Raw genomic sequence first — 24,225 nt, 5'->3', positions numbered from 1 at the left:
CGGCTCACCGGATTCGCGCCGGGGGTACTCCGATCCCGGGGCGGGGTGACGGCGCTTCCCTCCCTCGCGGTGTCGGCGGGATCGTACGGCCGACGCCTCCGGGCTCCCTCTCCCGTGTCCTCGGCGGCGAGGACGACAGGGAGGTCAAACGCCGTACCGTTCTGGTTTGAGGGTTCGCGACATCAGCAGATTCCCGGCCTCGGCGGGAGGCAACCCGTCGTGCACGACGGCCACAACCACCTCCGTGATCGGCATCTCGACATCGTGCTTCCTGGCCAGTTCCAGAACCGACTCGCAGGATTTGACTCCTTCGGCGGTCTGCTTCGTCGCGGCGACGACCTCGGCCAGGGTCATCCCCCGGCCAAGATTCTCACCGAAGGTACGGTTCCTGGACAATGGGGAGGTGCAGGTCGCTATGAGATCGCCCATTCCGGCCAGCCCGGCGAAGGTGTGCGGATCGGCGCCGAGCGCCTCGCCCAGCCGGGAGATCTCCGCGAGTCCCCTGGTCATCAGCATCGCGCTGACGTTGTCGCCGAGCCCCATCCCCGCCGAGACGCCGACGGCGAGGGCGATCACGTTCTTGACGGCGCCGCCGAGTTCCACCCCGACGACGTCCGGGTTGGTGTAGGGGCGAAACCACGGCGGCAGGTGGCAGGCCTCCTGGAGGCGTTCCATGGCGCGCCGGTCGGCGCAGGCGACCACGGTCGCCGCGGGCTGGCCCCTGACGATCTCACCGACCAGGTTGGGGCCCGAGACGACCGCGACCCGCTCCTTCGGCACCTCGGCGACCTCGCAGATCACCTCGCTCATCCGCTTCGTCGTGCCGAGCTCGATGCCCTTCATCAGGCTGACCAGCACCGCCTCCGGCGGGAGGTACGGCTTCCACCCGGTCAGGTTCACCCGCAACGTCTGGGACGGCACGGCCAGCACCACGAAGTCCGCCCCGTCCAGGGCCTCGGCAGGGTCGGTCGTCGCGCGCAGGGTCTCGGGCAGCCGTACGCCCGGCAGGTAGTCGGGGTTCTCGTGGCGGCGGTCGATCGCCTCGACGACCTCGGGGCGCCTGCCCCACAGAACGGTCTTGCCTCCCGCGCCCGCGAGGATCATCGCGAATGTGGTGCCCCACGAGCCCGTGCCGAATACAGCCGCCTTGGTCATTTCATCACCGTACGTCGAAGTCAATGGTCCGAGGGCCGCTTGAACGGTGCCGGCGGCGCCTTCTCCCCCCGCAGCTCGGCGAGCTGAGCGGTGACCGCCGCCATGATGTCCGCGGTCGCCGCGCGCAGCACGTCGGCGTGCAGGGGCCGCCCCTCGTACTTCGACAGGTCGACCGGTGGCCCCGCCAGCACGTGGAAGGTCTTACGCGGCCAGAGTCTTGGCCGTTTACCGCCGTAGGGCAGGATCTCCTGGGCGCCCCAGTGCGCCACCGGGATCACCGGCGCGCCGGTCGCCAGCGCCAGCCTGGCCGCGCCGGTCTTGCCCTCCATCGGCCAGAAGTCGGGGTCGCGGGTGCAGGTGCCCTCGGGATAGAACATCACGCACGCGCCCTCGGCGATCCTGCGCTCCGACTCGGCGAGCGATCGGGAGGCCTCCGCGCTGCCCCGGTGGACCGGGATGGCCATCAGCCCGCGCACCGCGCGCCCGAGCAGCGGCACCGAGAACAGTCCGGCCTTGGCCAGGATCGTCGGCCAGCGGCCGTTGTTGTAGAGGTAGTGGGCGACCAGGACCGGGTCGAGCCACGACAGGTGGTTGACGGCCAGGATGACCCCGCCGGTCGGCGGCAGCCGCTCGGCCCCGCGCCAGTCCTTCCTGACCAGGAGCCACGAGATCGGCTTGACGATCGTGACGGCCAGGGCGACCCAGAACCGGGAAGGCCATCCAGGACGTCTCATGAACTCCTCCGTAAGCAGTGATGCGCCCCAAGTGTCCCGGTTGGCCGTACAGGATGTCGAGGCGCGATGCTTAAGGCTATGCCTGCTCCGCAGAGTTCAGCCTGGACCCTCGTCGTGCCGGTCAAGACGTTGGTCGCCGCCAAGACGCGGCTGTCGAGGGCGGCGGGCCCGCACCGGGCCGCCCTGGCCGTCGCGTTCGCCTGCGACACCGTCGAGGCCGCGCTGGCCTGCGCGACGGTCGCGCGTGTCGTGGTCGTGACGAGTGATCCCGTGGCCGCGCCCGCGCTCGCCGGGATCGGCGCCCATGTGGTGGGCGACCCCGAGGCCGGCCTGAACGCGGCGTTGCGGCACGGCGCCACCGAGGCCGTACGGCTGGCGCCCGCCGGCTCCGTGGGCGCGCTCCAGGCCGACCTGCCCGCGCTGCGGCCCGCCGAACTCGCCCTGGTGCTGGCCGCGGCCGGCGAGTTCGACCAGGCGTTCCTGCCCGACGCGGCCGAGATCGGCACGACCTTCTACGGCGTACGGCCCGGCGTCCCGTTCACCCCGGGCTTCAGCGGCGAGTCGCGTGAGCGTCATCTGCGGTACGGCGCCAAGGAGCTCTGTCTTGAGGGGGTCGCCTCGGTACGCCGGGACGTGGACACCCCGGACGACCTGCGCAGCGCCCTGTCCCTCGGGGTCGGTCCCCGCACCCTCGCCGTGGTGGAGAAGATCGAAAGGGAGTCCCCCGCCGGGGGGACTCCCTCTTCCTCCTGACCCGCCCGTGCCCGCCGTGTCCGCCGTTCCGGGCCGGAGGCGCTCCGGCTCCGAACGGCGGGCCCCCGCGGGCGGGGCGCCGTGGCGGGGTCAGTGCCCGGCGTTCTCCCCCTCCCTGGCCTGCTTGGGCAGCAGGAAGGCCGTGACGAAGGTCAGCAGGAGCATCCCCGCGACCACCCACAGGACCGTGCCCGCCGCGCCGACGAAGTCGGGTCTGAGGGTGGCCGCGGCCTGGTCGAAGAAGACCGTGCCGAGCAGGGCGACACCGACGGCGCCACCGAGCTGCTGGATCGCGGTCAGCGTGCCCGAGGCCGAGCCGGTCTCGTGCTGCTCGACGCCGGCCAGGATGATGTCGAAGAAGGGCGCCATCAGCAGGCCCATGCCGAGCCCGGTGACCGCCAGGGAGGGAACGAACTGCCAGGCGGTCACACCGGTGCCGGCCTGGGCGATCGTCAGCAGGACTCCGACGACGCCGAGCGCCATGACGAGGATGCCGCCCTGCAGGACCTTGCGGCCGAACTTCGCGACCGCCTGCGCCACCCCGAACCCGGCGACCATGCCCAGCGACCAGGGGATCATCACCAGGGCCGCCTGGAGCGTGGAGTAGCCCAGGCCGATCTGGGTGTAGAGGTTGAACACCAGCGCGAAACCGGACATGGCGGAGAAGAAGACCAGGCCCGTCGCCAAACCGCCGGTGAAGGCGCGCTTGCGGAAGAGGCTGGGGACGACCAGCGGGTCACCGCCCGTCCGGCTCTTCCTGGCCTCGAACCAGCCGAAGAGCACGAAGAGCACGGCGGAGGCGCCCATCATCAGGAAGGCCCAGGCGGGCCAGTCGCTCTCCCTGCCCTGGACCAGGGGGAAGACCAGCAGGAGACCGGCCAGGGAGGCCAGCAGCACGCCGGGGACGTCGAGCTTGAGCGGGTGCGGCGAACGGGACTCGGGCAGGAAGCGCATCCCCATCAGGACGGCGGCCAGGCCGAGCGGCAGGTTGATCAGGAAGATCATGCGCCAGCCGGTGCCGAAGAAGTCGGCGTCGACCAGCCATCCGGCCAGGATCGGGCCACCGACCGTGGACAGGCCCATGACCGGCCCGAACAGGCCGAACGCCGCGCCCATCTCCTTCGGCGGGAACATCTCCTTGATCATGCCGAGCCCCTGCGGCAGCATGACGGCGCCGAACAGGCCCTGCAGGACCCGCGCGCCGATGAGCAGTTCGGGTGACTGGGCGAGGCCGCACAGCAGCGACCCCAGGGTGAACCCGGCCGCGCCGATGACGAACATCCGCCTGCGGCCGAAGATGTCACCGAGTCTGCCGCCGGTGATCAGGCCGACCGCCATCGAGAGGGTGTAGGCGGCGCCGAGCCACTGGATGACGGAGGCCGAACCACCGAGCTCGTTCCTGATGGTCGGCCCGGCGATGTTGGTGACCATGGCGTCGAGGAGGTCCATCACCTCGCCGAGCAGGATGACGGCGAGCGCGACCCAGCGCCACCGGTGGAGGGGCGGCTCGGCCGCCTTCCGAAGTGGTTCTGACACGTCTGTGGTCATGGGGGGACTCCCAGCGGTTGGAGGGATTGAGATGAACAGCGTTCACCATACACGAGCATCGTTCTCTTAAAGAACGGCGTTCGCCGCTCAGTGCGGTGTTCTTAAGATATGTCGCATCGATGCCGAAGACAAGATATGTCGTGAAAACGAGCGGCGTTCGATGTGATGAGCAGTGTTCACCCTGGCGTTACACTGGCGTCATGAGTGACGAGCTGCCCGCACTGCCGTGGGATCGGGCACGCAGAAGGACGGGTCCGGCCCGCATCCCGCTCACCCGTGACCGGATCATCGAGGCCGCCTACACGGTGATCGACCGCGTGGGCTACGAGAAGCTCAGCATGCGCCAGGTCGCGGCCGAGCTGAACGTCGCGGTCTCCGCCCTCTACGCCCACGTCAGCGGCAAGGACGAGCTGCTCGAACTGATGTACCTGCGGATGTTCCGCGACTGGGAGCTGCCCGCCCCCGACCCGGAGAACTGGCAGGAGCAGATCAGGCAGTACGCTCGCACCGGGCGGACCAAGCTGCACGAGCACCGCGACATGGCCAGGATCGCCATGACCGGCTTCCCCTTCAGCGCCGAGGCGCTCCCCCACCTTGAGCAGCTCCTGGCCGTCTTCCGCGCGGGCGGCCTCCCCGACCACCTCGCGGGCGCGGCGGGCGACATGATCTCCACCTTCATGAACGGCTTCGCCTTCGAGGAGAGCGTCTGGGACGACCGGCGCCAGGAGGCCGAGGAGGACGGGGAACGGCCGGCGGTCGAGAGGTCCTGGGCGGAGATCAGGCAGACGCTCGAACGCTACTTCAGGGAGCTGCCGCCCGACCGCTTCCCGAACATGGTCGAGCTCGCCGACGTCATGCTCCAGCGGACGAACGACGAACGGTTCGACCTCGGCATAGAGATCATCATCCGGGGGCTGGCGTCCTACGCCGCCGACCACCCGCGTCCCTCCGGGTGACCGGGTTACCATGACCGGGTGCAGGCGACGGTACGGATCTTCGACACGACGACCAGGTCGGGCTCTGTCTACTCCGACGACGGGACGGAGATCCCGTTCGACACCGCGGCCTTCGACGCCGGACCGCTGCGGCTTCTACGGGCGGGACAACGGGTGAACGTCGTCCTCGACGGCGACCGGATCACCTACGTCACACTGTCCACGTTCCCGGTTCCTCCCACCGCCCCCATGTGACGGGCCCATGCGACGGGACCGTACGGCCGTCGCGTGAAAGGCGGGGCGCCGGGCCCCCGCGACGGGAGTCCCGGCGCCCGGGCGAGTCCTACCTTTTCTTCGCGGCCTTCTTTCCCTCCACGTTGACGAGCTCCTTGAAGTCGGAGCCCGGCCGGAACTTGGGACCCCAGCTCTCGGCGACCTTGATCTCCGCGCCGGTCGAAGGGTTCCTCGCGGAACGGGCGGGCTTGTGCACCATCTCGAAGGCGCCGAATCCGGTGATGGAGACCTTGTCGCCGCTGGCGACGGCCCGCTGAATGGTGTCGAGCACCGCGTTGACGGCCTCGGTCGCGGTCTTTCTGTCACCGACGCGATCCGCGATCGCCTCGACGAGTTCCTTCTTGTTCATAAAGGTTGCTCCCCCTGCTACCGATGTCTGGGAGTGGGTCGTGGGGCAGGTAGCCCGTCTCACCCGGTTGTCACGGCCCGAGGTCTCAACAGAGCGAGAAACCCCTTGCCCGCTTGAAATTAGGGGACGGAGCCCTACGACTCAATCACCTTCCGCAATGTTTCCAGCACTTGGCGTATCTGAAACCAGAGCATCAAGGTCGAGAAGGAATAAATCAAGACGCCCCGCTGCACGGTGGAGATCGTGCTTTGCGAGGTCACAGATCGACAGCAGGCGTCTGGCGAGACGCTCCCGCCGCTCCGGAGAAAGGGTCAACAAACGAACCCGGCGGTGCGCGTCGCGCAGCCGCCGGGCCAGGTCGTCTTCTGAACGTGTCAGACGGTCGTCGGCAGCCATGGCTGCCGACCATTCTCGTATGTCGCGATGTCGTCGGCGTTGCGCAGGGTCAGCCCGATGTCGTCGAGCCCCTCCATCAGACGCCAGCGGGTGTAGTCGTCGATCTCGAAACCGGCCGTCTCCCCCGCCCAGCGCACCTGGCGTTCGGCCAGGTCGACGGTGACCTCAAGGGTCGGGTCCGCCTCGGCCGCCGCCTGCAGGGCCTCGACCTCCGCGGCCGAGAGCACCACCGGGAGCAGCCCCATCTTGGTGGAGTTATTACGGAAGATGTCGGCGAAACGCGGTGCGATCACCGCGCGGAAGCCGTACTGCTGCAGGGCCCAGACGGCGTGCTCACGTGAGGAGCCGGTGCCGAAGTCGGGACCGGCGACGAGGACCGAGGCCCCCTGGTAGGCCGGGTCGTTCAGGACGAATCCGGGGTCCTCACGCCAGGCGGAGAACAGGCCCTTCTCGAACCCGGTCCTGCTGACCTGCTTGAGCCAGACCGCGGGGATGATCTGGTCGGTGTCGACGTTGCTGCGGCGCAGCGGTACGGCCCGGCCGGTGTGGACGGTGAAGGCTTCCATTGCGAGTTTCTCCTAGACCAGGTCGGCGGGCGCGGTCAGTTTTCCGGTGACGGCGGTCGCGGCGGCGACCTGCGGGGAGACCAGGTGGGTACGGCCACCCTTGCCCTGACGCCCCTCGAAGTTGCGGTTGGAGGTCGAGGCGCTGCGCTCGCCGGGGGCGAGGGTGTCGGGGTTCATGCCCAGGCACATCGAGCAGCCCGCCTCGCGCCACTCGGCGCCCGCGGCCTTGAACACCTCGTGCAGCCCCTCCTGCTCGGCCTGGAGCTTGACCAGCATCGAGCCGGGGACGATCAGCGTGCGGGTGACGACCTGGCGCCCGCGCAGCACCTCGGCCGCGGCGCGCAGGTCCTCGATCCGGCCGTTGGTGCAGGAGCCGACGAAGACCGTGTCCACCGCGACCTCGCGCAGCGGGGTCCCCGCGGTCAGGCCCATGTACTCGAGCGCGCGGGCGGCCGCGCCCGGGTCGCCGGTGTCCTCGGGAGCCGGGATCGCGCTGCCCAGCGGAGCGCCCTGGCCCGGGTTCGTGCCCCAGGTGACGAACGGGGTCAGCGTCGAGGCGTCGATCTCGACGACCGTGTCGAATACGGCGTCCTCGTCGGTCGACAGCGACCGCCAGTACTCGACGGCGGCGTCCCAGTTCTCGCCGGTGGGGGCGTGGGGCCTGCCCTTGAGGTACTCGAAGGTCGTCTCGTCGGGGGCGATCATGCCCGCCCTGGCGCCCGCCTCGATCGACATGTTGCAGACGGTCATCCGGCCCTCCATGGAGAGCTTGCGGATGGCCTCGCCCCGGTACTCGACGATGTAGCCCTGGCCGCCGCCGGTACCGATCTTGGCGATGATCGCCAGGATCAGGTCCTTGGCGGTGACCCCGACGGGCAGTTCGCCCGAGACCTCGATGGCCATCGTCTTCGGCCGGTAGGCGGGCAGCGTCTGGGTGGCCAGCACGTGCTCGACCTCGGAGGTGCCGATGCCGAAGGCGATGCCGCCGAAGGCGCCGTGGGTCGAGGTGTGAGAATCACCACAGACGATGGTCATGCCCGGCTGGGTCAGGCCGAACTGCGGGCCGATGATGTGCACGACACCCTGACCCGCGTCGCCCATCGGGTGCAGCCTGACGCCGAACTCCGCGCAGTTCTTGCGCAGCGTCTCGACCTGGGTGCGCGAGACGGGGTCGGCGATCGGGCCGAGCACCGTCGGGACGTTGTGGTCCTCGGTGGCGATCGTGAGCTCCGGCCTCCGCACGGGACGCCCCGCCATGCGCAGGCCGTCGAACGCCTGCGGGCTGGTCACCTCGTGAATGAGGTGCAGGTCGATATAGAGCAGGTCGGGTTCTCCCTCCGCACGTCGCACCACGTGCTGCTCCCAGACCTTCTCCGCCAGCGTGCGCCCCATGTCGCCTCCTTGCGATCGCTTTCCGCACCCCACTTGCTTTCTCATATGTCGAGACGGCAGTATCGGTGTATGGACAACTCTAGCGGAGTCGGCGTACTCGACAAGGCCGTTCTCGTGCTCAACGCCCTTGAAGCCGGCCCGGCGTCCCTCGCGCAGCTCGTCCAGGCCACCGGCCTGGCCCGGCCCACGGCCCACCGGCTCGCCGTCGCCCTCGAACACCACCGCATCGTCTCCCGTGACACACAGGGGCGTTTCGTCCTCGGCCCCCGGCTGTCCGAGTTGTCCACCGCGGCCGGTGAGGACAGGCTGCTGGCGGTCGCCGTACCGGTGCTGACCCAGCTGCGTGACCTGACGGGCGAGAGCGCCCAGCTGTACCGGCGCCAGGGTGACGAGCGGGTGTGCGTCGCCGCCGCCGAGCGCGCCAGCGGGCTGCGCGACACCGTCCCCGTCGGCTCCGCCCTGCCGATGCTCGCCGGATCCGCCGCGCAGATCCTGCTCGCCTGGGAGGAGCCCGACCGCCTGCACCGCGGCCTGCGCGGGGCCAAGTTCACCGCGGCGACCCTGGCCAGCGTCCGCCGCAGGGGCTGGGCGCACAGCGTCGGCGAGCGCGAGCAGGGAGTGGCCAGCGTCTCGGCGCCGATCAGGGGCACGGGAGGCAAGGTCATCGCCGCGGTCTCCGTCTCCGGCCCGATAGAGCGGCTGACCCGCACCCCCGGACGGCTGCACGCCGCCCCCGTGGTCTCCGCCGCCGAGCGGATCACCGAGTCGATGCGACGGGCCAACTGAGCCGTACGATATGAGGAGGCGAGCACCCTTCCGGCCCCCTAGGCTGGGTAGGTGACAGATCGCATTGAGGCAGCCGCCGCTGAACTGCGTCCCCTGCTCCAAGACTTCATCCTCTGGGCGCGTGAGAACGCGCCCGGCAGCGATTCCAACTTGGTGGGCTCCGTCGCCCTCTGGCACCGGCTGATCGCCTCGACGGACGTCGGCCGGTGGAAGCGGGCCGACCTGCGCGCCGTTCTGCTGGACCGGATGCCCCAGGTCGTCGAGGACCCGGACGCGGCCGCCGACGGCATGGTGCCCGCGGTCCGCGCCTACCTGACCTTCCTGTCCGAGACCGGGAAGCTGAGCGCGGGATCCTCCTCGCTCAAGGAACTGCTCGCCGAACTCGACCGCATCGAGGACGACTTCGTCGACGCGATGGAGGACCTCGCCGCCGAACAGGACGACGAGTACGACGACGAGGACGAAGAGGACGAGATCGACGGACTTGGAGACTTCGAGCCGTTCGCGGACGAGCTCGCGGAGCTGGACACGATCCGGCTCCGTCCCGACAGCGAGCTGGCCTCGGCCGCCCGGGAGGTCAGGCTGATCGTCAAGGCCCGCGATCTGGCGGTGTGGGTCGGTTCCGAACGCCAGGTCGGCGAGACGAGCCTGCTCACCGACGCGGAGATCGTCGAGGCCCTCGGCGCCCTCGGCCTTCCCGTCCCCGAGACGGACGGCGCCTCACTGGCCGACTCGGTGCCCGCGCTCTGGAACATCTGGAACCTCGCGATCGACCTCGACTTCCTCCAGCCGGAGGGCGAGGACACCGTCAGCGCCGACCCCGACACCGCCGAATGGCCGTTCGAGGAGGACGACGACGTCCTGGACGCCTGGCTGGCCGGTCTGCACTCGATCGACTACGGCGACCCCGAGCTCGACGACGAGGACGCCACGATCGCCCTGTCCGGCCTGACCAGGGCGCTGCTGGTCAGGGTGCTGCTGGCGACCGGCTCAAAGGGCCTGGCCGAACTGCGTGCCGAGCTTGAGGAGGCCGTCGCCGAGTACGACGACCAGGGCGCGCAGGCCTGGGCCGCGGCGGTCGCGCAGTACGGCGACCCGCTCGCCCCCGTGCTCGACTGGCTCGCCGGCTACGGCATGGTCGAGGTCGAGCACGACCAGGTACGGCTGACGCCGCTCGGCATGGAGGGCGTCGTCCACCTGGCCGACGACGCCGACATCGAACTGGACGCCCGCCCCGCCATCGACGCGATGACGGCCCTCGACCTGCTGTCCTTCAGCGCGGAGCTGCCCGAGGAGGAGGCCGACGCCGAGTTCGCCGCCTGGATGGAGCTCCGCGAGCCCGGCAAGGCCGCCAGGGAGCTGCTGGAGGCCGCCGCGGAGGACGACGCGGACGCCCTCGTCAGGGTCCAGGCGGCCAGCATGGTCGGCTCGCTGGGCGAGATCGCGGTGCCCGCCTGGCAGGAGGCCCTCGACGAACCCTCCCTGCGCCCCTACGCGGCCACCCACCTGGCGCAGCTCGGCGTCGAGGACGCCCCGCCGCCCACCCAGGCCGACACCCACTGGCTCATCCTCGACATGCTGACCATCTCGGCGGGCCTCGGCCGCCCCGAGTTCGTCAGCAGCCTCGACGACATCGGCAACGTGCCGAACCTCGTCAACCTGCTCGACGTGATCTGGAAGGTGCCGCACCCCCATCTGGAGGAGCTCCTGGAGGCGATCGGCAAGGCCCACCCCGACCGCCAGGTCGGCAAGGCGGCCAAACGGGCCCTGTTCAAGGCCCGTTCAAGCCACAACTGACGCCCTCGCGGTGCGCCCCGTCTCGGGGCCCACCGCGGTCTTTTTTCCACGCGAAGACGATTCTCCCGGTGGGAACGATCACCCGTGGACGCGTATTTCCGCGGACCGCTTTTCCTGAAAAGCAGAAAACCCCCGGAAGCCTGCGCTTCCGAGGGTTCACCTGGGTAGCCCCGACCGGATTCGAACCGGCGCTACCGCCTTGAGAGGGCGGCGTCCTAGGCCACTAGACGACGGAGCCTTGCGATGCTGACAGTGGTAGTCCCGACCGGATTCGAACCGGCGTTACCGCCTTGAGAGGGCGGCGTCCTAGGCCACTAGACGACGGGACCGTGACACTGTCGTCGGATCCCATTGAGACGGAATCCGCGGCGTCTCCTGAAGGGAGACGCAGCTGGGGTACCAGGACTCGAACCTAGAATAACTGAACCAGAATCAGTCGTGTTGCCAATTACACCATACCCCACCGCCCTTGACCCCCTTGCGGGGCTCGCTGGCGACTCCGAAAGAATAGCCCAGGTTGGGGGTCAAGGCCAAAACGATTGGCCGCCCCGGTCGCGGGAGGCCTCCCCGGTGCCTGCGCTGTCCCCGGGCAGGGGGCTGTGCGACGCTGCTGCAGACGATCCGATCCGGTCCGATCCGGTCTCACGTGAGGAGCCCTTACCTTGGCTGAGAACCCCTTCTTCGCTCCCAGCGCGCTGCCGTACCGGCTGCCGGACTTCGCGCGGATCCGGGAGGAGCACTACCTGCCCGCCTTCGAGCACGGCATGGCGGAGCAGCTCCGGGAGGTCGAGGCGATCACCGCCAACCCCGAGCCCGCCACGTTCGCCAACACCGTCGAGGCCCTCGAACGCTCCGGGCAGATCCTGTACAGGACGACGATCGTCTTCTCCAGCGTCGCCGCCTCGGACGCCACCGACCGCATCCGGGAGATCGAGACCGAGATCTTCCCCAAGCTGACCAAGCACGACGACGCCATCCGGCTGAACCGCGCCCTCTACGCGCGGATCAAGCAGGTCACCACCGACGACCCCCAGGAGGCGTGGCTGCTGGAGAAGTACCGGGTGGACTTCGTCAGGGCGGGCGCAGACCTGTCCGAGCCCGAGCAGCTGCGGCTGCGTGAGCTCAACGAGGAACTGACCCGGCTCGCCACCTCCTTCTCCCAGAACCTGCTCAAGGCCTCGACCGCCTCCGCCCTCGTCGTCGGCGACCCCGCCGAACTCGACGGGCTCTCCGAGAGCGCGATCAAGGCGATCGAGAAGGACGGCGAGTACGTCCTGCCGCTGCTCAACTTCACCAACCAGCCCGCCCTGGCCGAACTGACCGACCGGAACACCCGCAGAAGGCTCTACGAGCTCTCGGTGAACCGGGCGCCGGAGAACTTCGGCCTGGCCGTACGGCTGGCCACCCTGCGCGCGGAACGCGCCGCCCTGCTCGGCTACTCCGACCACGCCGCCTACTCCGTGGCCGACCAGACGGCCAAGACCACCGAGGCCGTCGAGGAGATGCTCGGCAAGCTCGTCGGCCCCGCGGTGGCCAACGCCCGCCGGGAGGCCGAGGCGCTGGCGCAGGAGGCCGGATTCCCCATCGAGCCGTGGGACTGGTCGTTCTACGCGGAGAAGGTACGCAAGTCGCGCTACGACTTCGACGGCGCCGAACTGCGCCCCTACTTCGAACTGGACCGGGTGCTTCGCGACGGCGTCTTCCACGCCGCCGGCGAGCTGTACGGGATCACCTTCACCGAGCGGGACGACCTCGCCGGATACCACCCGGACGTGCGGACCTTCGAGGTGTTCGACACCGACGGCTCACCGCTCGGCCTGTTCCTCTTCGACCCGTACGCGCGGCCGACCAAGCGGGGCGGCGCGTGGATGAACAACCTCGTCGACCAGTCGCACCTGTTCGGCCACCTGCCGGTGGTGATGAACAACCTCAACATCACCAAGCCGACGCAGGGCCCGACGCTGCTGACCTTCGACGAGGTCACCACCGCCTTCCACGAGTTCGGCCACGCCCTGCACGGACTGTTCTCCGACGTCCGCTTCCCCCGGGTCTCCGGCACCGAGGTGCCCAGGGACTTCGTCGAGTACCCCTCCCAGGTGAACGAGATGTGGGCGACCTGGCCCTCCGTCCTCGCCAACTTCGCCAGGCACCACGAGACCGGCGAACCGGTGCCCGCCGAACTGCTGGAGAAGATGAAGGCCGCGGAGAGGTTCAACCAGGGCTTCGCGACCGTGGAGTATCTCGCCGCCGCGCTGCTCGACTGGGCCTGGCACAAGCTGGCGCCCGGCCAGACCGTCGAGGACCCCGAGGCCTTCGAGGCGCATGCCCTGCAAAGCGCTGGAATCGCCTTCGAGCTCGTCCGCCCCCGCTACCGGACCAACTACTTCGCGCACATCTTCTCCAGCGGTGTGGGCGGCTACAGCGCCGGCTACTACTCCTACATCTGGAGCGAGGTGCTGGACGCCGAGAGCGTCGAGTGGTTCAAGGAGAACGACGGCCTCAGGCGCGAGAACGGCGACCACTTCAGGACGGCCCTGCTGTCCGTCGGCGGCTCCATGGACGTCATGGACGCCTTCCGGGCCTTCCGGGGACACGACCCACGGATCGAGCCGCTGCTGGAGCGTCGCGGACTGCGTTAACCTTTGCGCCGCCTGCGGCGGCGCGGGTTGTGTCTCTTTGCGACGCCTTCGGCGCCGCGGGCTTGGGCGCTTTCGAGTCGGTGTCTTCCCTCGTCACTCATCCGCTTCGCTCCTTCGCTCCTCAGTCCAAGCACCGACGCGCCCAAGCCATATCTCTTTGCTCCGCCTGCGGCGGCGCGGGCTTGGGCGCCTCGGGTCGGTGCTTTCCCTCGTCACTCATCCGCTTCGCTCCTTCGCTCCTCAGTCCAAGCACCGACGCGCCCAAGCCGGACACTCCTCACACGCGGCACCGGGGAAGCACAAGACGAACCCCTCACATGCGACGTGGGGGGTTGGATCGAGTCTGGGCCGGGTCTCTCGATCCGGCTCGGACGGGCGCCTCTGCCGCGTGTGGCTTCGGGGTACGGGGTCAGCCCCTTCTTCCCCATCACCGTTCCGGACCGCACGCCCCGCTGACCGACCGGACGTCAGGGCCGCTCCAGGCCCGCCAGGGTCTCTCTCAGCCACTGTCGTTCGGCGGCGGAGGTGGCCCTGGCGACCAGCAGCATGCCCCGCCTGAAGGGGTCGGCGACCTCCTCGGCGCGTAGGGGCCTACCGTCCCGGTAGAAGAACCCGGCCGGGGTCTCCAGGAAGTCGAGACGGCGGCGCAACACCCTCGCCTGGGCTGCGGGGTCGGGGAGCTGGGCCAGGAAGGCCAGCAGCCCGAAGAAGCGGGTCTGGTCGCTGATGTCGAGATCGGCGGGCTCGGCGAGCCTGCGCCACAGCTCCGCCCGGCCCTCCTCGGTCAGGGTGAGGACCTGCCTGCGGGCCGCCGCCGTCCCCTCCTCCTCGTGTCGTGCCACGAGCCCGGCCCTCTCCAGGCGGGCGATCGCCGGATAGAGGGCTCCGTCGCTGACGGGCCGCAGGTGACCGCTCATCTCCAGGATGCGGCCCTTGAGCTCGTAGCCGTGCATCGGCCCCTCCCCCAGGAGGCCGAGGATCGACAGGGACAGATCACCGTTTGCCATGGGTGCATCGTATCGCTATACCTCTAAACGATATAGCTCGAAAAGAGGTAAAGTGATGTCATTGATCCGTCTGGCCCTGCCCGTCTACGTGGAGTTGCTGACCGCCGTGGTCGCGGTCGGCCTGATCGACCTGTTCTGGGTCTCGGGCCTCGGCGGCCCGGCCGTGGCCGCGGTGACGATCGCGACCACCGTGGAGCACCTCGCCCTGGGCGTCGTCCTGGCGGTCGGGACCGGGACGACCATCGTGGTCGGCAGGCGCGACGGCGACGAGCCGCTCACACCGGCGATCCGTACGGCGTGGCTGCTGTGGGCGGTCGTCAGCCTGGCGGTCACGGTGCCCGGGGTCCTGGCGCGGGAGCCGCTGGCGGCGCTCTTCACCGACGATCCGGCGACGGCCGCGCTGACCGCCGAATTCTTCCTGGTCTCGCTGGCCGGGATTCCCGTCTTCTACGCCCAGTCGCTCACAGACGGAATCTTCAAGGGGCGGGGCGACACGACCACCCCCATGCGTGTCGCGTTGCTGTGCAACGTTCTGGTGATCGCCCTCGACCCGCTGTTCATCTACTCGTTCGGCCTGGGTGTCCAGGGGGCCGCCTGGGCGACGGTGCTGGCCCGCGCGGTGACGCTCGCGCTCTCCCTGACCCTCCTCCTACGACGCACGCCCCGCGACGCGCGGCAGGGCCCGAACCGCCGCGACGCCGTCGAGATCCTCCGGGCCGGGCTTCCCCTGTCGGGGGACTTCCTGGCCAGGTCACTCGTCGGCATGACCATGGTCGGGGTGGTCGGCGGCTTCGGGGTGGCCGTTCTGGCGGGCTACGGCATCGGCCTGAAGATCATGTTGGCCGGGGTGATGGCGTTCTACGCGCTCCGCCAGGCGAGCACCATCCAGACGGCCCGCTCGGGCGAGGCGGGCCCCGCCCTGCCGTACGGACTGCTGACGGGTCTGGTCGTCGGCGTCGTGCTGGCTCTCTCCGCGCGGGGTGTGACCGGTCTGTTCACCGATGATCCCGACGTTACCGACGCGGCCATCGGCTTCCTGCGCTGGATGCCGCTGTATCTCGTCCCGTTCGGCGGCCTGATCGCCGTCGGCGGGGCGTTCCAGGCGAGCGGGCGAGGCGGCAGGCTGCTGGCCGCGACCCTCACGGGTTTCGCGGCCCAGCTCTCCTGCGCCTACTTCCTGGGGCCCCTGCTGGGGGTGACCGGGGTCTGGCTGGCGATGGCGGCGGGTGCCGCCATCGCCCTCACGCTCGTCCTCGTCCCGGTCTCCTCTTCGAGCCTCAGGCTTCGAGCCTGGCGAGCGCGGCGCGGATCCGGGCCGCGGACCGCTCCCGGCCGAGGGCCTCGATCGACTCGAACAACGGCAGTCCGACGGTCCTGCCGGTGATCGCCACCCGGACCGGGGCCTGGGCCTTGCCCAGCTTGAGGCCGTGCTCCGTGCCGACCTCCTCAAGCGCGGTCTTGAGCGAGTCGGGGTCCATCGCGACCGTCTCCAGGCGGGCGAGGTAGCCGGTGAGGATCTCCTTGGCGGAGGTCTTCATGGCCTTGTCCCACGAGGCCTGGTCGAAGACGGGCTCGTCCAGGAAGAGGAAGTCGACGTTGTCCCTGATCTCCGACAGGACCGAGATGCGGGTCTGGGCCAGTTCGGCGATCTTGGCGAAGGTCTCGCGGTCCCAGCCGGGTTCGAGCCACGGCTCGCAGCGGGCGACGAACTCCTCAGGGGACAGCGCCCTGATGTACTCGCCGTTGAAGGCCCGCAGCTTCTTCTCGTCGAAGAAGGCCGAGGACGGGTTGACGTCCTCCAGCCTGAACCTCGGCACCATCTCCGACCAGGGCATGATCTCCCGGTCCTCGCCGGTCCCCCAGCCGAGCAGCATCAGGTAGTTGACCATCGCCTCCGGCAGGTAGCCCTCGTCGCGGTAGGACTCCAGGGCCACCTTGTCGCGGCGCTTGGACAGCTTCTGGCGCTTCTCGTTGACGATGACCGGCACGTGCGCCCACACGGGCGGGGTGAGGCCGAGCGCCTGCCAGAGCAGCTGCTGCTTGGGGGTGTTGGACAGGTGCTCCTCGGCGCGGACCACGTGACTGATGCGCATCTCGACGTCGTCGACCACGTTGGCCAGGACGAACAGCGGAGAGCCGTCACCGCGCGCGATGACGAAGTCCTCCATCGCGTTGTTGGGGAACTCGACCGTGCCGCGGACGAGGTCCTCGACCACGGTGACGCCCTCGTCGGGGGTGCGGAACCGTACGGCGCCCTCGGTCAGGCCGCGGTCGCGGCAGAAGCCGTCGTAGCCCTGGTGCTCGGAGCCGGTGCGGGCCTTGACGTCCTCGCGGGTGCAGGTGCAGTAGTAGGCGCGGCCGTCGGCGGCCAGCTTGGCCACGGCCTCCTTGTGCTGCTCGGCGTAGGACGACTGGAAGTAGGGCCCCTCGAAGAGGGGACTCTCCTCGTTGATGCCGATCCAGGCCAGCGCGGAGATGATGCCCTCGGTCCACTCGGGGCGGTTGCGGGCCGCGTCGGTGTCCTCGATGCGCAGCACGAACCTGCCGCCCGACTGCTCGGCCAGCGCCCAGTTGAACAGCGCGGAACGCGCGCCGCCGACGTGGAACATGCCGGTGGGGGACGGGGCGAAACGAACCCTAATCACGGGAGACCACCCGGTTGGTGAGAGTGCCGATTCCTTCGATGGCGACGCTGACCTCGTCGCCGACGTCGAGCGGGCCGACCCCTTCCGGTGTCCCGGTCAGGATCACGTCGCCGGGGATGAGGGTCATGACCGCGCTGACGTGGGCGATCAGCGTGGGGATGTCATAGATGAGCTTGGAGGTGCGAGAGCTCTGCCTGACCTGGCCGTTCACCGTCGTCGTGATGCCGACGTCGGTCACGTCGAGTTCGGTCTGGATCCACGGGCCGAGCGGGCAGAAGGTGTCGAACCCCTTGGCCCGGGTGAACTGCACGTCCTTCTTCTGCAGGTCACGGGCGGTGACGTCGTTGGCGCACGTGTAGCCGAAGATCACCTCATGGGCGCGCTCCGCGGGGACCTCACGGCAGAGCCTGCCGATGACCACCGCGAGCTCGCCCTCGTAGTCGACCCTGCTGCTCAGCCCGGTCGGGTAGGAGATGGACTCTCCCGGCCCGATCACCGAGGTCGAGGGCTTGAGGAAGACCAGCGGCTCGTCGGGGACCTCGCCACCCATCTCCTTGGCGTGGTCGGCGTAGTTCTTGCCGATCGCGACGACCTTGCTGGGCAGCATCGGCGCGACCAGCCTGACCCGCGAGAGCGAGTGACGCTCACCGGTGAACTGGATCGGGCCGAACGGGTGCCCGGAGATCGCGGAGATGAACTCCTCGCCTGGCCCGCCCTCGACCACGCCGAACCCGACACCCTCACCTGTGGAGAACCTCGCTATACGCACACGACAAGGCTAGTCGGACCCCGCGTCCCGCCGGACCGTCCGTACCTCTCTTCACCTCCATCACTCCCCCAAAGCACGCATAAAGCACTCGATTCCAAAAAGATCAACAAAAACCCTAAATGCTCATATAAAGGATTTTTCTAAGAAGAAGTATGTGCTGGTTAGTGCCCATGTGGGGGGTATGAGAGGCATAGGTAACTTCCGGGGAAGCCGAGCGTCTTCCCCTCGGGGGAGGGAATCGACGTGACCGAAGCCAACACGGTGAACAGGCCGAGGGGCGAGGGCAACCCCGCGCCGCAGGCTCGGACCGACGTCGCCGCGAGCCAGGGAGGCCTGGTGACCCCCAAGGGGACCACCAGCATCGACAGCGGGGTCGTCGCGAAGATCGCGGGCCTGTCGGCCAGAGAGGTGAACGGCGTCTACAACATGGGCGCCGGAACGGCACGGGCGCTGGGCGCCGTACGCGGCATCGTCGGCGGTGACAAGAGCACCGCCACCCAGGGTGTGTCCGTCGAGGTGGGCGAACGGCAGGCGGCGGTCGATCTCGACCTGGTCGTCGAGTACGGCGTGGCCATCCCCGACCTGGCGGCCTCCGTGCGCCGCAACGTGATCACCGGCGTCGAACGCATGACCGGGCTTGAGGTGACCGAGGTCAACATCAAGGTCGACGACGTCCACCTGCCCGGCGACAAGGACGGGGAGAAGGCCGACCAGCCCGATCAGGAACCCCGCGTCCAGTGACCGAACTCGCGCGTGAGATAGCCGACGCCGTACGGCACTGCCCCGACGTGGCGGACCTGTCCGGCGGCCCCTTCGGGACCGTGGCGACCTACCTGCCGGGGGAGCGCGTCTCCGGCGTCGCCCTTCGTGAGGACGAGGTCGAGGTCTCCATAGTCGCCCGGACGACACGGCCGCTGCCGGAGATCGCCGACGAGGTACGGCTCGCGCTCGCGCCCCTGGTCGGCGACCGCGCCGTGAACGTGCATATCGGAGGTGTTCAATGAACCAGTTCCCAATCTGGTCGGTGGCCGGGCTGACCACCGGCATCGCCCTGGGTTTCGCGGCGGCGTTCGGCGGCCTCGGCGCCTTCCTGCTCGTGCTCGTGCTCGGCGCCGTCGGATTCCTCATCGGCCGCATCGTCGAGGGCGGCGAGATCGACGTGTCCCGGCTGTCGGCGAGACGGCGATGACCGCTCCGGCCGCCGCACAGCCCGCCGCACGGCCCGCCGTACCGGCGGAGCTGCGCGGCAGGACGGAGATCCCGGAGCGGGTCGTCACCCGCATCGCGGTCTGCGCGGCCAAGGAGGTGGAACGGGTGCGGGAGGTTCGCGAGCGGGGGCCGCTGACCTTCGGGAGACACACCCACTCCACCGTCGACGGAGGGCTCGCCCTGCTGGAGCTTGAGGTCTCCGTCGACTATCCGGCCCCGCTGCTGGAGACGGCCGAGGAGATCCGGCGGCACGTCGGCGAACGCGTCCACACGCTGACCGGGCTGTCCGTCGGCCAGATCGACCTCGACGTGACCGGGGTGGTCCCCTCTCCCGAGGAGCAGGGCCCGCCCCGGCAGACCGTGTGGGAGGAGGAAGGATGACCGTCCCTCCCTCGGACCCTTCGTCGGGCTCCTCCTGGAGTCCCTCCCGGGAGGCGGAGGACGACACCGTCCCCATTCCCGGGTCACAGGTCCCCACCTCGGGGGAAAGGCCCGTCCCGGTTCCTGTCCCCGGGACGGGTCCCGCCCCCGGGGCATCCACCGCACCCGGCGCGGAGGTCACGGAGGAGACCGCTCCGCCCGCGCGGGTTCCGAGGAACCACGCCGCGGACAGGGCGGCCGTCAGGGCCTTCCGTCCGCGCCGGGTGGTCCCCGCCGTCATCACCGCCGTGCTGATGACGGCGCTGGGCGTCGTCGTGGCCGCGGAGGTGATCTCCGCGTTGCTCGGCCGCCCGCTGCGCTGGACACCGTACGACCGGATGCTCTCCTGGGCGTCCACGACCAGGTGGGACGACTCCAGGGTGCTGTTCGGCGCCGGGGTGGTCGCCCTGCTCGGCCTGCTGCTGGTGCTGCTGGCCCTCATACCGGGACGGCCCAGGCTCATCCCGGTCAGGACGGGCGACCCCGAACTGATCATCGGCATGCAGCCAAGGGGTTTCACCCGCGCGCTGACCCACGCCGCGGAACAGGTGCCCGGGATCGACCGTGCCCGCGTCAGGCTGCGGGGCAGGACCGCCGAGGTGACGGCCCACAGCCCGCTGCGCGAGCCTGCCGGGCTCGCCGAGGCCGTACAGCGGGCCGTGACCACACGGATCGCCGCCCTCGGCCCGCTGAAGGACTACCCGGTGCGTGTACGCCTACGAGGAGAGTGAGCGTCGTGAACAGGAAGACCGGGCGGGGCAACAGGGTCGGCCTGTTGATCATGGGGGTGCTGCTGTTGCTTCTCGGTGGCTACACGCTGGCCCGGGGCGCGCACACCTTGCCCAGGGCGGTGGCGCCCGGGGACGAACCGCTGGTCAACGACCCGGTACGGGCCACCTTCGCCACGCACTCACCGTGGCTGTGGTGGGTGATCGCCCTGGCGGCGGTCGTGCTGGCCCTGTTCGGGCTGCGCTGGCTCCTCGTGCAGGGACGGCGTGACCGGCTGGGCGACTTCCGCCTGCAGAGCGGTTCCGGCGGGACCACCGACGTGCGCGGCTCGACCGTCGCCGACGCGGTCGCCGACGAGGTCGGCGCCCACCCGGCGGTCCTGAGCGCCAGCGCCGCGATGGTCGGCACGAAGGCCCATCCCGCCGTACGGCTGCGCGTCGTCGCCGACGAGGACGCGCCGATGAGCGCGCTGCGCGAGCAGCTCGGCCGCCGCGCCATCCCCCACATGCGCCAGGCTCTGGAACTGGCGCACGTACCGGCCGTCACCAGGGTGAACCTGGAGAGGCGCTAGTCGCACGAACCGGCGTTGACCTCGTGGGGCAGGATGGGTTCATGAGCGTTGTGAAGATCAATGTGCTGACCGTTCCCGCCGAGCGGCGCGAGGAGCTGGAACAGCGTTTCTCCGGACGGGCCGGGATGGTCGAGTCCTCCGACGGCTTCGAGTGGTTCGAGCTGCTCCGCCCGCTGGAGGGCACCGACCAGTACCTCGTCTACACCCGCTGGAGGTCCGAGGAGGACTTCGAACGCTGGACGCAGAGCCAGGCCTTCCAGCGAGGCCACGCCCAGGCCTCGGCCGAGGCCGCGGCACAGGGTCAGCAGGGTCACGGCCATGCGGCGGCCCCCCATCAGGGACCCGGCCAGGGACCCGGCCAGGGACACGGTCATGGCCACGGCGGGCCCGCCGCGACCGGTTCCACCCTGTGGTCCTTCGAGGTCGTCCAGAGCACCGGCCCCAGGAACGGTTCCTGACCGCCGCCTCGTGAGCGCGGCGGAGCACGGCCCTTCGCGGGCACCGTGGGCGCCGCCGCGCGTCAGCGGTCCAGGACGTTCGACGCGACCCGGGCGGCGAAGCCGTTGCGGACGAAGTGGCCGGCCAGGCTGGTGGGTTTGCGCTTCGCCTGGTCCTCGAAGCACGCGGCGAACTCCCCGGCGATCCCGAGGCGGGGGTGACGTTCGAGGATCTCGGCCCTCAGCTCCTCGGGGAAGGCCTCCGACCGTCTTCCCGAGATGTCCAGGCCGGTGGACAGTTCGAGCAGGTGGCCCTCCGGGTCCTTCTCGACGTCCACCTCGGCCCACATGTGGCGCACGATCACCTCGCAGGCGCGCACCCGCCGTTCCACCGGCCATCCGGCCGCCGCGCAGAAGACCCACGCGAGGTGACCCCCCGCCTCCTCGAACGGCACCGTGTGGCTGTCGAACTCCCTGACCAGCCCGATGTCGTGGAGCATCGAGGAGACGTAGAGCAGTTCGGCGTCGAAGGCGATGTCGTTCATCGCGGCGTACGCCGCGGCCCACAGGTAGGCCCGCACGGAGTGGTTCAGCAGCGCGGGCGAACAGTAGGCGGTCGCCACCTCGATGGCCGCGCGGGTGGCCGGGGTCTCGGGGACCACGATTTCGGCGTATTTCATGCGATTCAGCCTGCCCTGACCGCCGATGACCTGCGAGTGGCCGGAGAGACAACCATCGATAGGATTCCGCCATGGGGTTCAGGACGATCGCCGTGGTGATGTTCGACGAGATCCCGCTCTTCGAGGCCTCCGTGCCCATCGCGGTCTTCGGCGAACGACGTACCGGCTCACCGGAGTTCGACGTGCGGGCGGTCTCCGCCGAGGGCGGCCCGGTGCGGACGGACGCGGGCATCGCGTTGTCGGCTCCGTACGGCTTGGACGCCGTGGACGAGGCCGACCTGGTGATCGTGCCGACCTGGCGGCACCCGCTCGACCGGCCGCCCGCCGCCGAGTCCCTTGAGGCGCTGCGTACGGCCCACCGCAGGGGCGCGACCGTCGTCGGACTGTGCCTGGGCACGTTCGTGCTGGCCGCGGCCGGCCTGCTGGACGGACGGCCCGCCGCGACCCACTGGCGTTACGCCCCGCTGCTCGCCTCCAGGTATCCGAGCATCGAGGTCAAGCCCGACGTGCTGTACGTGGACGAGGGTGACCTGCTGACCTCGGCGGGAAGCGCGGGCGGCATCGACCTGTGTCTCCATCTCGTCCGCAGGGCCTACGGTCACCAGGTGGCCAACGACATCGCCAGGTCCATGGTGATGCCGCCGCACAGGGCCGGTGGGCAGGCGCAGTACATCGACCATCCCGTTCCGGTTCCCGAGACCGGCGACCCGCTGGGCGAGACCCTGGAGTGGGCTCTGCGCAACCTCGACCAGGAGCTGACCGTGGACGCCCTGTCCTCCCGGGCCATGATGAGCCGCCGCACCTTCGACCGGCGCTTCCGCCAGGCCACCGGAACCACCCCCACCCAGTGGCTGCTCCACCAGCGGGTCCTGCACGCGCAACGCCTGCTCGAAACCACCGGCGAACCGGTCGAACGGGTGGCCCGCAGATCCGGCTTCGCCTCCGCGGTGGCCCTACGCCCCCACTTCCGCCGCCAGGTAGGCGTCTCCCCCACCACCTACCGCCAAGCCTTCGGCCCCCCAGCCTGACCCAAGGACTCCCCTTGAGGCCCCTGGCTTGGGCCTTACCGGCGCCGTCCGTGAGGGTATGGCTTTTGTGCCTTACCGGTGCCGTGCATGAAGAGTGTCCGGCTTGGGCGCGTCGGTGCTTGGACTGAGGAGCGAAGGAGCGAAGCGGATGAGCGACGAGGGAAAGCACCGACTCGGAGGCGCCCAAGCCCCGCGCCGCCGCCAGGCGGCGCAAAAAGGCACTACCCGCGCCGCCGCCAGGCGGAGCAAAGAGACCCGGCTTGGGCGCGCCGACGCTTGGACTGAGGAGCGAAGGAGCGAAGCGGATGAGCGACGAGGGAAAGCGTTGGCTCGAAGCGCCCAAGCCTGCGGCGCCGCAGGCGCCGCGAATAGGCAGGGCCGGATTTTTGTGGTCGATGGCTGAGAGAACTATCACGCGGCCACCGTCCGCCCCGTCAAGCTGGAGTCATGAAGCGAGCACTAGTCGTCATCGACGTCCAGAACGAGTACTTCACCGGCAATCTACCGATCGCCTTCCCCCCTCGGCAGGAGAGTCTCGCCAACATCGTGGCCACCATGGACGTGGCGCGCGAGCACGGTGTCCCCGTGGTGATCGTCAGGCACACCGCTCCGGCCGAGTCCCCGCTGTTCGCGAAGGGCAGCCCCTCCTGGGAGCTGCGCGAGGAGGTCGGGAGCAGGCCGTACGACCACCTGGTGGACAAGACGCTGGCGTCGTCCTTCGCCGGGACGGATCTGGCCGGGTGGCTGGCCGCTCAGGAGATCGACACGGTGACCATCACCGGCTACATGACCCAGAACTGCGACGAGTCGACCGCCCGGGACGCCGCCCACCTGGGCCTGAAGGTGGAGTTCCTGTCCGACGCGACCGGCGCCCTCCCGCTGTCCAACAACGCGGGCACCGCGACGGCCGAGGAGCTGCACAACCACGTGCTGGTGGTGATGGCCTCCAACTTCGCCGCCGTGGCGACCACTGCGGAGTGGATCGACGCGGTCAGGGCCGGTGAGCCCCTCCCCCACTCGAACATCTGGGTGAGCACCGAGATCGCCCGCGCCACCCCCTGACCGGCACGAGAACGGCTCCGCCGGGGGCGCCTCAGGCGCCCCTCACCCCCAAAAGGTCACAGAAGCCACAAAGAAACCAGAGGGCCCGCTTTTCCCCGATGACTCACCGCTAAACTGACCCGACCTGGACACCCCCGCGGACAGAGCCGTCCAGCGCCCCCTTCTCTGGTGAACGGCGTGGCCTGGGCGCCGTCCGTGCTTGGAGTGAGGAGCCGACCTTGGCCCCCTCATCGCCGGGGTCGAGAGTTCTGGTTCGAGCGCCGTCGGTTAGGGGTGAGGGTTTTGGTTTGGGCGCCGTCGGTGCTTGGACTGAGGAACGCGGGA

The 24,225-nt window shown here is 69.6% G+C and carries 27 protein-coding genes and 3 tRNA genes; 16 read left to right on the top strand and 14 right to left on the bottom strand.

Features of this window, described 5'->3' with window-relative positions; genetic code table 11:
• Window positions 1-144: 144 nt before the first annotated feature.
• Window positions 145-1,155, bottom strand: a complete 1,011-nt coding sequence (locus tag ABT340_RS09690) for an NAD(P)H-dependent glycerol-3-phosphate dehydrogenase (RefSeq protein ID WP_352010276.1) — start codon at window positions 1,153-1,155, stop codon at window positions 145-147.
• Window positions 1,156-1,175: 20 nt separating this feature from the next.
• Complete coding sequence (locus ABT340_RS09685) at window positions 1,176-1,889, bottom strand: lysophospholipid acyltransferase family protein (protein WP_352010275.1); 714 nt, start codon at window positions 1,887-1,889, stop codon at window positions 1,176-1,178.
• A gap of 66 nt (window positions 1,890-1,955) precedes the next feature.
• On the opposite strand from ABT340_RS09685, the gene cofC reads away from it, so the two are divergent.
• Window positions 1,956-2,642 carry a 2-phospho-L-lactate guanylyltransferase gene (gene cofC / locus ABT340_RS09680; protein WP_352010274.1) on the top strand — a complete coding sequence of 229 codons (687 nt, stop codon included), beginning with the start codon at window positions 1,956-1,958 and terminating at the stop codon, window positions 2,640-2,642.
• A 90-nt stretch (window positions 2,643-2,732) separates the two neighbouring features.
• Here cofC and ABT340_RS09675 read toward each other — a convergent pair whose 3' ends face one another.
• Complete coding sequence (locus ABT340_RS09675) at window positions 2,733-4,190, bottom strand: MFS transporter (RefSeq protein WP_352010273.1); 1,458 nt, start codon at window positions 4,188-4,190, stop codon at window positions 2,733-2,735.
• 200 nt (window positions 4,191-4,390) lie between these two features.
• On the opposite strand from ABT340_RS09675, the gene ABT340_RS09670 reads away from it, so the two are divergent.
• Both ABT340_RS09670 and ABT340_RS09665 read left to right on the top strand, forming a co-directional pair.
• Window positions 4,391-5,146, top strand: a complete 756-nt coding sequence (locus ABT340_RS09670) for a TetR/AcrR family transcriptional regulator (protein WP_352010272.1) — start codon at window positions 4,391-4,393, stop codon at window positions 5,144-5,146.
• A gap of 18 nt (window positions 5,147-5,164) precedes the next feature.
• Window positions 5,165-5,380 carry a hypothetical protein gene (locus ABT340_RS09665; protein ID WP_352010271.1) on the top strand — a complete coding sequence of 72 codons (216 nt, stop codon included), beginning with the start codon at window positions 5,165-5,167 and terminating at the stop codon, window positions 5,378-5,380.
• A gap of 88 nt (window positions 5,381-5,468) precedes the next feature.
• On the opposite strand, the gene ABT340_RS09660 is transcribed toward ABT340_RS09665, so the two are convergent.
• From ABT340_RS09660 to leuC, 4 genes are all read right to left on the bottom strand, one after another.
• Window positions 5,469-5,768 (bottom strand): HU family DNA-binding protein, encoded by a 300-nt coding sequence (locus tag ABT340_RS09660; RefSeq protein ID WP_352010270.1) that lies wholly within the window; start codon window positions 5,766-5,768, stop codon window positions 5,469-5,471.
• 141 nt (window positions 5,769-5,909) lie between these two features.
• Complete coding sequence (locus tag ABT340_RS09655; RefSeq protein ID WP_352010269.1) at window positions 5,910-6,164, bottom strand: SCO5555 family protein; 255 nt, start codon at window positions 6,162-6,164, stop codon at window positions 5,910-5,912.
• Window positions 6,143-6,730: a 3-isopropylmalate dehydratase small subunit gene (leuD, locus tag ABT340_RS09650; RefSeq protein ID WP_352010268.1), complete on the bottom strand. Its 588-nt coding sequence runs from the start codon at window positions 6,728-6,730 to the stop codon at window positions 6,143-6,145. Before leuD ends, ABT340_RS09655 begins: the two co-directional genes overlap by 22 nt.
• A gap of 12 nt (window positions 6,731-6,742) precedes the next feature.
• Complete coding sequence (gene leuC / locus ABT340_RS09645; protein ID WP_352010267.1) at window positions 6,743-8,122, bottom strand: 3-isopropylmalate dehydratase large subunit; 1,380 nt, start codon at window positions 8,120-8,122, stop codon at window positions 6,743-6,745.
• Window positions 8,123-8,191: 69 nt separating this feature from the next.
• Here leuC and ABT340_RS09640 point away from each other — a divergent pair, with 69 nt between their 5' ends.
• Together ABT340_RS09640 and ABT340_RS09635 are read left to right on the top strand one after the other, a co-directional pair.
• Window positions 8,192-8,908, top strand: a complete 717-nt coding sequence (locus ABT340_RS09640) for an IclR family transcriptional regulator (protein WP_352010266.1) — start codon at window positions 8,192-8,194, stop codon at window positions 8,906-8,908.
• 51 nt (window positions 8,909-8,959) lie between these two features.
• Entirely contained in the window at window positions 8,960-10,705 is a 1,746-nt protein-coding gene (locus ABT340_RS09635) for a hypothetical protein (protein WP_352010265.1), read from the top strand.
• Between the two features lie 165 nt (window positions 10,706-10,870).
• On the opposite strand, the gene ABT340_RS09630 is transcribed toward ABT340_RS09635, so the two are convergent.
• The 3 genes from ABT340_RS09630 to ABT340_RS09620 all read right to left on the bottom strand — a co-directional run bounded on the left by ABT340_RS09630 (window position 10,871) and on the right by ABT340_RS09620 (window position 11,168).
• Window positions 10,871-10,943 (bottom strand) — tRNA-Glu (locus ABT340_RS09630).
• A gap of 15 nt (window positions 10,944-10,958) precedes the next feature.
• Window positions 10,959-11,034: transfer RNA gene (locus ABT340_RS09625), tRNA-Glu, on the bottom strand.
• Window positions 11,035-11,096: 62 nt separating this feature from the next.
• Window positions 11,097-11,168 (bottom strand) — tRNA-Gln (locus ABT340_RS09620).
• 199 nt (window positions 11,169-11,367) lie between these two features.
• Here ABT340_RS09620 and ABT340_RS09615 point away from each other — a divergent pair.
• On the top strand, window positions 11,368-13,344 hold the full coding sequence (locus ABT340_RS09615) for a M3 family metallopeptidase (RefSeq protein WP_352010264.1): 1,977 nt from the start codon (window positions 11,368-11,370) through the stop codon (window positions 13,342-13,344).
• Between the two features lie 467 nt (window positions 13,345-13,811).
• On the opposite strand, the gene ABT340_RS09610 is transcribed toward ABT340_RS09615, so the two are convergent.
• Window positions 13,812-14,351: a PadR family transcriptional regulator gene (locus tag ABT340_RS09610; protein ID WP_352010263.1), complete on the bottom strand. Its 540-nt coding sequence runs from the start codon at window positions 14,349-14,351 to the stop codon at window positions 13,812-13,814.
• Window positions 14,352-14,406: 55 nt separating this feature from the next.
• Between ABT340_RS09610 and ABT340_RS09605 the strand changes: the two genes are divergently transcribed.
• Window positions 14,407-15,735 (top strand): MATE family efflux transporter, encoded by a 1,329-nt coding sequence (locus ABT340_RS09605; protein ID WP_352010262.1) that lies wholly within the window; start codon window positions 14,407-14,409, stop codon window positions 15,733-15,735.
• On the opposite strand, the gene gltX is transcribed toward ABT340_RS09605, so the two are convergent.
• Window positions 15,629-16,960 carry a glutamate--tRNA ligase gene (gltX, locus tag ABT340_RS09600; RefSeq protein WP_352010730.1) on the bottom strand — a complete coding sequence of 444 codons (1,332 nt, stop codon included), beginning with the start codon at window positions 16,958-16,960 and terminating at the stop codon, window positions 15,629-15,631. The two genes, ABT340_RS09605 and gltX, sit on opposite strands and share 107 nt — an antisense overlap.
• A 28-nt stretch (window positions 16,961-16,988) precedes the next feature.
• Window positions 16,989-17,765, bottom strand: coding sequence for a fumarylacetoacetate hydrolase family protein (locus tag ABT340_RS09595; RefSeq protein WP_352010261.1), 777 nt, complete (start codon window positions 17,763-17,765; stop codon window positions 16,989-16,991).
• 243 nt (window positions 17,766-18,008) lie between these two features.
• On the opposite strand from ABT340_RS09595, the gene ABT340_RS09590 reads away from it, so the two are divergent.
• Genes ABT340_RS09590 through ABT340_RS09560 form a run of 7 tightly spaced genes read left to right on the top strand, consistent with a single transcriptional unit; the run spans window position 18,009 to window position 21,152 of the window.
• Entirely contained in the window at window positions 18,009-18,506 is a 498-nt protein-coding gene (locus ABT340_RS09590; RefSeq protein WP_386187315.1) for an Asp23/Gls24 family envelope stress response protein, read from the top strand.
• Entirely contained in the window at window positions 18,503-18,769 is a 267-nt protein-coding gene (locus ABT340_RS09585) for an Asp23/Gls24 family envelope stress response protein (protein WP_352010260.1), read from the top strand. The genes ABT340_RS09590 and ABT340_RS09585 overlap by 4 nt, the downstream gene beginning before the upstream one ends.
• On the top strand, window positions 18,766-18,954 hold the full coding sequence (locus ABT340_RS09580) for a hypothetical protein (RefSeq protein WP_352010259.1): 189 nt from the start codon (window positions 18,766-18,768) through the stop codon (window positions 18,952-18,954). The genes ABT340_RS09585 and ABT340_RS09580 overlap by 4 nt, the downstream gene beginning before the upstream one ends.
• Window positions 18,951-19,355 carry an Asp23/Gls24 family envelope stress response protein gene (locus ABT340_RS09575; protein ID WP_352010258.1) on the top strand — a complete coding sequence of 135 codons (405 nt, stop codon included), beginning with the start codon at window positions 18,951-18,953 and terminating at the stop codon, window positions 19,353-19,355. The genes ABT340_RS09580 and ABT340_RS09575 overlap by 4 nt, the downstream gene beginning before the upstream one ends.
• Window positions 19,352-20,125 carry a DUF6286 domain-containing protein gene (locus ABT340_RS09570; protein WP_352010257.1) on the top strand — a complete coding sequence of 258 codons (774 nt, stop codon included), beginning with the start codon at window positions 19,352-19,354 and terminating at the stop codon, window positions 20,123-20,125. The genes ABT340_RS09575 and ABT340_RS09570 overlap by 4 nt, the downstream gene beginning before the upstream one ends.
• Before the next feature lie 5 nt (window positions 20,126-20,130).
• Complete coding sequence (locus ABT340_RS09565) at window positions 20,131-20,694, top strand: Asp23/Gls24 family envelope stress response protein (protein WP_352010256.1); 564 nt, start codon at window positions 20,131-20,133, stop codon at window positions 20,692-20,694.
• Window positions 20,695-20,735: 41 nt separating this feature from the next.
• Window positions 20,736-21,152: an antibiotic biosynthesis monooxygenase family protein gene (locus tag ABT340_RS09560; protein WP_352010255.1), complete on the top strand. Its 417-nt coding sequence runs from the start codon at window positions 20,736-20,738 to the stop codon at window positions 21,150-21,152.
• A gap of 62 nt (window positions 21,153-21,214) precedes the next feature.
• Here ABT340_RS09560 and ABT340_RS09555 read toward each other — a convergent pair whose 3' ends face one another.
• On the bottom strand, window positions 21,215-21,811 hold the full coding sequence (locus tag ABT340_RS09555) for an HD domain-containing protein (RefSeq protein ID WP_352010254.1): 597 nt from the start codon (window positions 21,809-21,811) through the stop codon (window positions 21,215-21,217).
• Between the two features lie 71 nt (window positions 21,812-21,882).
• On the opposite strand from ABT340_RS09555, the gene ABT340_RS09550 reads away from it, so the two are divergent.
• Both ABT340_RS09550 and ABT340_RS09545 read left to right on the top strand, forming a co-directional pair.
• Complete coding sequence (locus ABT340_RS09550; RefSeq protein WP_352010253.1) at window positions 21,883-22,839, top strand: GlxA family transcriptional regulator; 957 nt, start codon at window positions 21,883-21,885, stop codon at window positions 22,837-22,839.
• A 447-nt stretch (window positions 22,840-23,286) separates the two neighbouring features.
• Window positions 23,287-23,901 (top strand): cysteine hydrolase family protein, encoded by a 615-nt coding sequence (locus tag ABT340_RS09545; RefSeq protein WP_352010252.1) that lies wholly within the window; start codon window positions 23,287-23,289, stop codon window positions 23,899-23,901.
• Window positions 23,902-24,225 lie beyond the last annotated feature (324 nt).

The organism is Streptosporangium sp. NPDC000239 (genome assembly GCF_040300765.1).
Classification (GTDB): Bacteria; Actinomycetota; Actinomycetes; order Streptosporangiales; family Streptosporangiaceae; genus Streptosporangium.
Note: the sequence above shows the minus strand (reverse complement) of the source record. Positions and strands in the feature narration are given on the sequence as shown.